Annotated in this window: 6 protein-coding genes; 1 reads left to right on the top strand and 5 read right to left on the bottom strand. The window is 46.4% G+C overall.

Annotated features, from left to right (window positions below; genetic code table 11):
* Positions 1 to 926 (bottom strand): TonB-dependent receptor plug domain-containing protein (locus GKO01_RS15260; RefSeq protein ID WP_167383514.1); only part of this gene is annotated, 926 nt, incomplete at its 3' end.
* Positions 927 to 1,118: 192 nt separating this feature from the next.
* Here GKO01_RS15260 and GKO01_RS15255 point away from each other — a divergent pair.
* On the top strand, positions 1,119 to 1,799 hold the full coding sequence (locus tag GKO01_RS15255; protein WP_244901512.1) for a GntR family transcriptional regulator: 681 nt from the start codon (positions 1,119 to 1,121) through the stop codon (positions 1,797 to 1,799).
* Between the two features lie 172 nt (positions 1,800 to 1,971).
* Here the strand turns inward: GKO01_RS15255 and GKO01_RS15250 are convergent, their stop codons facing one another.
* From GKO01_RS15250 to GKO01_RS15240, 4 genes are all read right to left on the bottom strand, one after another.
* Entirely contained in the window at positions 1,972 to 2,910 is a 939-nt protein-coding gene (locus tag GKO01_RS15250; protein WP_099287742.1) for a glycosyltransferase family 2 protein, read from the bottom strand.
* A 170-nt stretch (positions 2,911 to 3,080) separates the two neighbouring features.
* Positions 3,081 to 4,610 (bottom strand): hypothetical protein, encoded by a 1,530-nt coding sequence (locus tag GKO01_RS15875; protein ID WP_145994801.1) that lies wholly within the window; start codon positions 4,608 to 4,610, stop codon positions 3,081 to 3,083.
* Between the two features lie 474 nt (positions 4,611 to 5,084).
* Positions 5,085 to 5,348, bottom strand: coding sequence for a hypothetical protein (locus GKO01_RS15870; protein WP_145994800.1), 264 nt, complete (start codon positions 5,346 to 5,348; stop codon positions 5,085 to 5,087).
* Positions 5,349 to 5,605: 257 nt separating this feature from the next.
* Positions 5,606 to 8,059 carry a glycosyltransferase gene (locus tag GKO01_RS15240; RefSeq protein ID WP_145994799.1) on the bottom strand — a complete coding sequence of 818 codons (2,454 nt, stop codon included), beginning with the start codon at positions 8,057 to 8,059 and terminating at the stop codon, positions 5,606 to 5,608.
* Positions 8,060 to 8,433: the final 374 nt, after the last annotated feature.

Below are 8,433 nucleotides of genomic sequence, written 5' to 3'. Positions count from 1 at the left end.
GGGTCGAGGCCCCAGGCCGTTTCCATGATGTCGGACGTAATGGGCACGCCATAGCTGTTATACAGGTTGTGACCAGATGATGATTCAGACTGATCGGTCGTCCAGTGACCACCGATATCCAGAGTTGAGGTCTCGTCGATCTTCCAGCGAAGTTTTCCGCGAAGAGCGCCGATATTGGCATTACCGTAACCCTCACCCTTGGAGTTGTGCTGGAAGCCTCCACCAGTCATGGACTGCCCGGCCAGACGGAACGACACAGACCGCGAGATCGGCCCGGAGACATATCCCTCGACCCGGTTACGCCCATAGCTGGCAATGTCTTCTGTCAGCCCGGCATGGAATTCAGGCGTGGGATCTGCTGTGTGGAAATTGATTTCGCCCCCTGTGGTGGACTGCTCATGCGTGAAACCGGATGCCCCTGGCGCCACTGAAATATCATCCATGTCAAACAGTATGCCAGATGTCATAATGCTGACGGGATAGGCCACACCATCGACATACGGCATGACAGATGGCGTATTGTTCTGCGTAAAATCCATCAGCCCAACGCCACGCAAAGCGAAATTCAGTGCAGAGCTTCCAAAAGAAGGCTGAATGGTCAAATTTGGCGCGACACGGACGATATCGGTCAGCTGTCGGACATTTCGGTTCTGCAGGTCCTGACGGGACAGGACGGTCTCGGAGTGGGCGTCATGCTGTCCCGCTCCTGTCACGCCGCGTCGGGCACTCACATGGACCATTTCACTGCTCGCGGTGGCGGCATCAACGGCATGGTGTCGTGATACGCCGGCCTTGTGCTTGGAAACAGGATGCGGCGTCCCTGCAATGGCCTCAGCACTCCCCAGGCAGGAGAGAAGAGCTGTGGACAGCAGCATCGTGCGCAGGGAGAGAACAGAACGTGGTCGACAGGGGAAAACAAGGGACATCGGGCATTTCCAGATCGGCGATGTGAAGCAGTCGGGATGTGTTACAATCCACCATGTCGGCGGATCTTGTATACCAGATAGAATACAAATGCTTCTTGTTCCACATTAAAAATGATTGGAGCTGGAATATTCCTTTTCCGGATCTTTCCCTTGGGCTTGTTCCCTCAAGAAAGGAAGCGCATAAAAGCTGGCATGGAAGACCTGAAAAAGTCGATGCAGCCCGCCAGCAGCAACATTATCGAGAGCAGAATCATACAGGCGGTTCTTTCCGAAGAAATTTCACCCGGAGAACGGTTGGGAGAAAAAGACCTGGGTGAGATTTTCGGTGTGTCACGAACTTTGGTGCGAGAGGCAATGATGCGTCTTAGCAGTCGCGGTATTGTGGCAGTCTCACCGAGAAGAGGTTGGTTCGTTATTGAACCCACCGTTGAAGAGGCCCGCGAAACAATCGAGGCACGCAGGTCTGTTGAAATTGGCCTGCTCATGAATCAGAAAATTATCAGTGTGGACATGATCAAGCAGCTTGAAGCGCATGTTCTGGAGCAACAGCGTGCCATCGACGAGAATGACCTAGGTCGTCGGAGCTATCTTCTTGGGCACTTTCATGTTCAGCTTGCCGCAGCGCTCGGCAATTCTATTCTTGCTAACATTCTTGAAGAACTGACAACCCGGATCGTGCTGATTGCCGCACTGTATCAATCTAAAGCAGATGCACAACAATCTTGTGATAATCATCGTCGTCTAGTGAATGCATTACGTGTCAATAAAGTAGAGGAGGCTATCAAAATCATGGATGCACATCTGACATATCTTGATAAAGCCCTCAACACGCGGCTCAGGAAGCACGAACTTTCTGGGAAATTGTCGAATTAGAGTCTTGGCCGAACAGAAGTTCTACAACTTGGCTCCAGATATTGATTCCATCATCCACTTGTAAGGCCGTGCAATCTCATCTCGCATCATAGTCTGGTGGGTTTTCGTCGCAGCGATATGGAGCGAGGCATATCAATCAATAGTTCTTCAATTCTTTCAGGCTACCTTTGTTTTATGCTCGTGGGGGTGCGGATTGGTTCAGATAAGCCATCCGTTTCATTTCATGCCTTCCGAGTGCTACCGTATCAAGGATAAGGCCGCATGCTGCCGCCAGCGCTGACAGCATTACTAAGCCTGTAGCGAGAACGGCTGTCGGCAGGCGGGGAACCAGACCAGTGTGAAGAAAATCTAGGACCACTGGAATACCGAGGGCAACGCCAGCCATGAAGAATATGACGCAAAGCAGGCTGAAGAATAGGAGAGGGCGTTCCTGCTTGACGAGGTTGACGATGGTTTTGAGGATCCGGAACCCATCGTGATAGGTGCGCAATTTGGAAAATGATCCGGGGGGACGTTCGATATAGGTCGTTGGAACTTCTGCAATAGGCATTGCCAGCTCAAGCGCATGGACGGTCAATTCGGTCTCGGTTTCAAAACCGGCGGAAAGCGCAGGAAATGATTTTACGAAACGACGAGAAAAAACCCGATAACCCGATAGCATGTCCGACAGACGTCGCCCAAAAACGGCAGTAACAAGACCGGTGAGAACCCGATTACCGAGAACATGCCCTCGACGATAAGCGGCTTCCCGATCGGTGATCCGGGCGCCGTTCACCATATCAAGCCCATCCTGATAGGCACGCTCTAGAAGACGGGGCGCTGCGGCTGCCTCGTATGTGGCGTCGCCGTCTACCAGAATATAAAAATCCGCCTCGATATCCGCGAACATGCGGCGGATGACGTGCCCTTTGCCCTGCATGGTTTCAGTTCGCACGATAGCACCTGCAGCGCGTGCGACTTCTGCCGTCCTATCCGAAGAATTGTTATCGTAAACATAGATGGGAGTGTCAGGAAGAGCAGCCTGAAAGTCCCTGATAACCAAAGGTATGGCTGTTTCCTCATTATAGCAGGGAATGAGGATCACGACGCGTAGGGTATCGGGGAAATTCATCGTTTCAGATTTTCTGCAACACGTAATGGAAAAGCATGCGACTGTATCCGCGATATTTCTACAAAAAGCAAAGTAGGGTTCAAAATGCTCTCATTTCTCCGGTCAGTAAAGGAGAAATGAGAGTAGAAAATATTATAAAAAACCAAAATATTTTTTAAATTTAACAAATATCAAGGAGTATTTTTCCATACCATTCTATATAAATCCAGAGAGCAAATATTTTTTATATTATTTTTATTTATATATTCATCTATTTTATTCTTATAATCTGGATATCTGTATCCATTTAAATTCCATCCTGGCGGCATAAAGCTATCGGTTCCGTTTATGGTGGGTAATCTAAAGTATTCAGCTATTATCATGGCATCAACGTTATTGCCATATACGCCATCTGTTCCCGCATCTCCATACATTTCTCCATTTCTGGAGTTGACCACATAAAATACCTTGCAATTTTTCGGTGGAACCCCGATTTGCTGTAGGCGCGACATTTCCGTGTGAGGCATTAGACCAAGAGGCCATCCACGATTAATTTCCTCCGCAATGAGGAAGCCGCTTACTATAACGCCTAATAATATATATAATGGAGTGTTTTTATTTTTAAATAAATAATAAAAACCAAGCATTGCGAATATCGTTAATGGAAAAGATAAGAAAAGCTCATATCTTGATATGACCCTAACCGCAACCGCTCCCGGAAAGTATTTATATAATAACCACCAAACATTATGACCATAAAAACTTATTGTTATAAACCAAGAAATGGGAACTCCTATAACCAGAGAAATTATTAATTTGTTTTCTAATTTTCTATTTTTCATGGTTTTTATAATGAATATTATTGATAATAATAATATTCCAAATGGCAATCCCATGACCTTCTCGCCTTGGATAGGGAGTGAATCACCTAGGAGTAATGATAAAGAGGTTATAAAATGACCGTATACAATATTATTTGGACCAACGTTTATTATATCTATAAGAGATGGTAGATAAGATTGTACTTCAGAAAGAGGATGCATGCCAACGGCACGTGAGGTAAAATGGTAAACATGCCAAAACGGAATTACTCCAATAATGAGAGTGGGTATTGTTACGGCAATAGGAATAAAGCTTTCTTTTGCCCAAATTAATAATTTATTAAATATATTGGTATTTTTTATGTTTAATAATAAAAATATGAAAAAACATATAGAGGATCCATAAACAAAGAACCATATGGTGTAAAAAGTTGAAATAAGCCAACAGTCAAATAATATTGCTAAAAAACATCCAATTAAGCATGACTTAAATTTATTTGATGGGGCACTTTTAATAAATTCATATGCGAGAATTGTGATGAGCGGCGCAAAAGATACGCTTAGTAACTGCGCGTGGTATGCATTGACATATGTACTGTTCGTTAATGTGAAAATCATAGAAAAAAGTACGCCAATTGGCAGAGGGCATCGAAATATCCTAAAAGAAATCAGAAAAAAAGAAACAAAACCTATGATCTTTATGACAATATTTGTGAGATCTGAAGAAATAAATGGGTTTATCCCAATTCCTCTCCATATGCTAAAAATCACCCCGTATATAAAATATCCATCATTATATCCAAGTGTATCGCGCGCTGGATAGAAAAACAATGTTCTCATCCATGGAGATACTCCTAGGAATACATTCCTCCAATGCTCGAGGATGGATATTTCAATCAAGCCATCAGCACGATCTCCAAACACAATTCCAAAATGAGTGAGAAATTGCGTTCGAAAAAAGATACCTAGGCTAGATAGAAGGCCTAAAATAAAAATAAAAACATAACATATTCGTCTAAAATGAAGGCCATTAATAAGGGATTGGAATTTTCCCCGGAGTTGTATTCCTGTTTGGTTCATTAACGGAGTGCCCATTCGTGTTGATAATTCCTAGACCTGAATAGGCTATACATCAGATAATGTCATGATCCTGAACTTCTGAAAATCTTTTGGTTTTGAGAGGGGGGGATGGTCCCTTGCATTCTGTGATGACTTAGGGGGCAGTTTATCAAATCATCACATTCTTTGTGTTGCAGAGGCTCTGACGTGTCTGAGTGTGTTGTAAGATCAACCCCAAAATTTTTTCCGGCCGACACGCATGAAGGAGGCCGGAAAATGGCTACTGGAGTTGGATAAAGATATCGGTTTTCTAATTCAGTCGCGGAGGCGAGATTTTACGAGGCGTATGACGACGCGGAAGGGGCGTGTCATGCGCCACGAGGTGGAGCGACGTACGGCATCCAGCCACATACGAGCATCGTCGCGCTCCGCTACGAGCAAGCGGAGTTGGTCTGTAACATTGTTAGGTACGATTTCCGGATGGGTTTTCGGTATGTCGAGTTCTCGGGAAGTTTCAAACAACCTGCTTCGCAGATGAATGAGTTCCTCGCGGCCACCATGCGACATGGCAAGGCGCATAGCGTAATCTTCACAGCGCTCTTGAAGGCGTGCGATCGAAGTGTGAAGACGTTCAACTTCATTTCTCAGGAAAATGGCTTCATGCTCTGCACGGGATTGCGCTTGCTGAGCGATCTCAATCGCGCTCGTTTTTAGAGACTCCAACGGCTGAGAGCTTCTATTCTTTGGCGTATCCTTTCGTGCTGGGCGCGGGGTGGTTTTATGTTGGGTGTGATTTTGCGTGGACATATGAATTTCTTTTCTTCTTGAAAGCAGACTCAGGCGTTCTTGGCCAACTCGGCAAAACGCTGCATTTGCTGCTTGAGAACAGTTTCGGCGTTGTAGGTGTTCTGGAGGAATTGTTGTGCTGCCGAGGCCTTTTGCTGCGCTTCTTCTGGATTGTTCATGACATGCCGCATCAGCCATGCAGCATGTCCAATATCTGGATCAGCCCATTTCTGACCCTCTCCAAAGGGATATTCACCCTTTTTGACAGGAACAAGGCGATAGCCCACGGGGTAGCCTGTGGAAGGAGAAAGAAGATCAGTCGTTGCAGCGTAGTCCGTTGCGATGACAGGAAGCCCGAGTGCCATGGCCTCAGCGACGACCAGTCCCAAACCCTCACAGCGGTGTAGTGACACGACGCAGTCACAACATGTCATGAGAGAAAGGGTATCTGCGCGCGAGAGCACACCATTGAAAAGAATAATATCCGGGTCGTCACCAATCAGCTTCAGGAAAGCGTCTTCACGGTCCTTGGCAAATTCTCCGTTCATAGTTTTGATGACAAGGGCTGAACGGCATATTTTTCGGTGCTGTTTCCGCATTTTTCGGAATGCTGCAACGATGCCTTCGGGGTTCTTGCGTTCAATGAAGGATAAAAAATCAAATGAGAAGTAAAAGAGAAATGCGTCCTCCGGCAGACTGAAATGCGCACGTGGTTTAGCTACCGGGAGATCAAGGGTCAGTGCAACTGGCATATAAACGACCGGTTTGCCTAGACGGGCGGCAAGCATGCGCTGTATCCAGCGAGTTTGAGCCCAAACTTCATCGACATTGTCGAAAGCTGACAGCCATTCCGTTGGAAATTCTTCAAGTTCCCACGCGGGCATACTGATTTTATAGCCGGGATCTGTGATGGGTTGGAGGTGTTTGAGCACGGCGGGAAGCTGATCCGCATTGATGTTTGCATAAAGCTGGATACGACCCCGCACGCGATCATTCAGCAGGTGTGTGCAGCTTCTGTCCGAACGATCAGAAACTACTCCAAAGGCAACATCCACACCCTCGACGGTCAGACCAGATTTGGCGAGGTTTTGAAGAGTATGGCGGGCAACCGTACCTACGCCGCTGGTCGTCTGGAGATAACCCACGACAGAAATATCGGCGTGACCAACGGATTTATGAAACGCGGTTATGGCCTTTTCGGGTCTGATTTGCCCCAGACGACACGCCACAGGTTCGATGAGACGATGATCAAGCCCCTGCTCGGATCGGGCATTTTTGACATACCAGTGCGTCAGGCTACCGAGATGATCGGACCGCTCTGGATCAAGATTGAGGCGCTGATTGTCGAAGAAATTCCAGAGGTAATGCTGGAAATTTGTAAAGACAAGATTTTCCTTGTCCTGGCTGCCTTTGGGCGCAGGTTGATGGAGATATGCCTCGTACGTCTCGAAAGGATCAGACGGCCAGTCGGGAGTGTTTTCCCGGAACATGCGTCGGACATGTTCTGGAATTTGCGTCCCGCTTGTGAAGGCACCATAAGCGTACAGCGCTGCGGGAATTGTGCCGTATCCCGATGAAAAGAGAAGTGCGGAATAACGGTCTAGAAGATTACGCAGGGCGGGAGAAATGTTGGTTCGAAAGTGGCGACAATGTTTGCTCAGGCATTCGGGATGTCGGGGATCAAATCCGCTGAAATGGAAAAATACCAATGGCTCGTCATTGGCCGTCCATGCATTATCGTGCTGCGTGAACGTGACCTGCCCCAGATTCCAGTATGCGAGGTTCATTCCAGGATTGTGGATGATATGTGTATTGGGGGCAAAGCAAGGCGCCAGGTCCATAAATTTCTGGTCTACAAAAATGCCCTGTTCCTGTGCATTGATGCAGGTACGATGCAGGCGCCGCATCCACCAGCGGATTACGTTGAGAGTTTCCGCAGAGCGCGACGCTCCTAAAAAGCCAAGATTGTAGACGCCAGCCCGCATGATCGTAATGTCATTGGGGTCTGCATCTCCTTCTGCCGGGCAATGCAAATGTGGCGTTAGGAGTAGCGAGGCGCCTTCATCAAAGTGAGCAAGCAGAAGGTCGAGGCGGTTGAGCAGGAGAATATCAGGATCGAAATAGAAAACACGATCAAAACCCTGATCAACCAAAAGATGTTCCATTAAAAATGGTTTAATGGCTGTATTGAATTCCATAATGTCATATTGGAAAGAGAAAGTCTGAAAATCTGGAATGTTGAGTGTATCAGCTTCAATAATGGAAGCTGGGCCGTCGTACAGGCCGTCCCAGTCGACCATCTTGTCTGCAAGTCCGATGAAAAGCTGAAATTCAGGATGTAGTCTTGCGACTGAATCCATAAGAACGCGAGCGGCTGGCATATAATTGTTGGAACAGATAGTGAAGAGAGCAACCCGGCAGCGAGACTGCTGATTTTCCTCTATTTTGGGCAAGACGGCCAGAGGGCTGGATGAAGTGACCATAATGACTGCTGCTTGCTCCAAGAATGATTTCAACGACCGGACATGATTGCTGAAGTCAATAGAATACGCTAACCGGCATTTCTCACAAGGGTTTTGCTTGTCTTGCTACATGATGTAAGAAGGAAATTCCCAAAATATTGATAATAGCGGACAGGTGCTGTGAGGGAAGGCAGTAGCTTGGAGTGAAACTCGTTTTTATTGGCTCTTGTACGTTTGTACGTTTTTCATGTTTTAATTTTTTTTGGTAAAAAACTGATATGTGACTTGAGTTAATTTCATAAAAATCCGGTATATAGTGTCACGATAGTAAAATGAAGATTATGATATCATTCGTTCAATAATGAAATTTTAAAAATTATTGAAGATAATTTCCAGGAATAGAATAAATAAATTTT

Source organism: Gluconobacter kondonii, assembly GCF_002723995.1.
GTDB lineage: Bacteria > Pseudomonadota > Alphaproteobacteria > Acetobacterales > Acetobacteraceae > Gluconobacter > Gluconobacter kondonii.
This window is presented reverse-complemented; position numbering and strand designations above follow the sequence as displayed.

What these genes read in the sequence shown, in the direction of transcription:
- GKO01_RS15255 (WP_244901512.1), top strand. Translation starts at nt 1,119, where the DNA reads ATGGAAGACCTGAAAAAGTCGATGCAGCCCGCCAGCAGCAACATTATC.
- GKO01_RS15250 (WP_099287742.1), bottom strand. Translation starts at nt 2,910, where the DNA reads ATGAATTTCCCCGATACCCTACGCGTCGTGATCCTCATTCCCTGCTAT.
- GKO01_RS15870 (WP_145994800.1), bottom strand. Translation starts at nt 5,348, where the DNA reads ATGCGCCTTGCCATGTCGCATGGTGGCCGCGAGGAACTCATTCATCTG.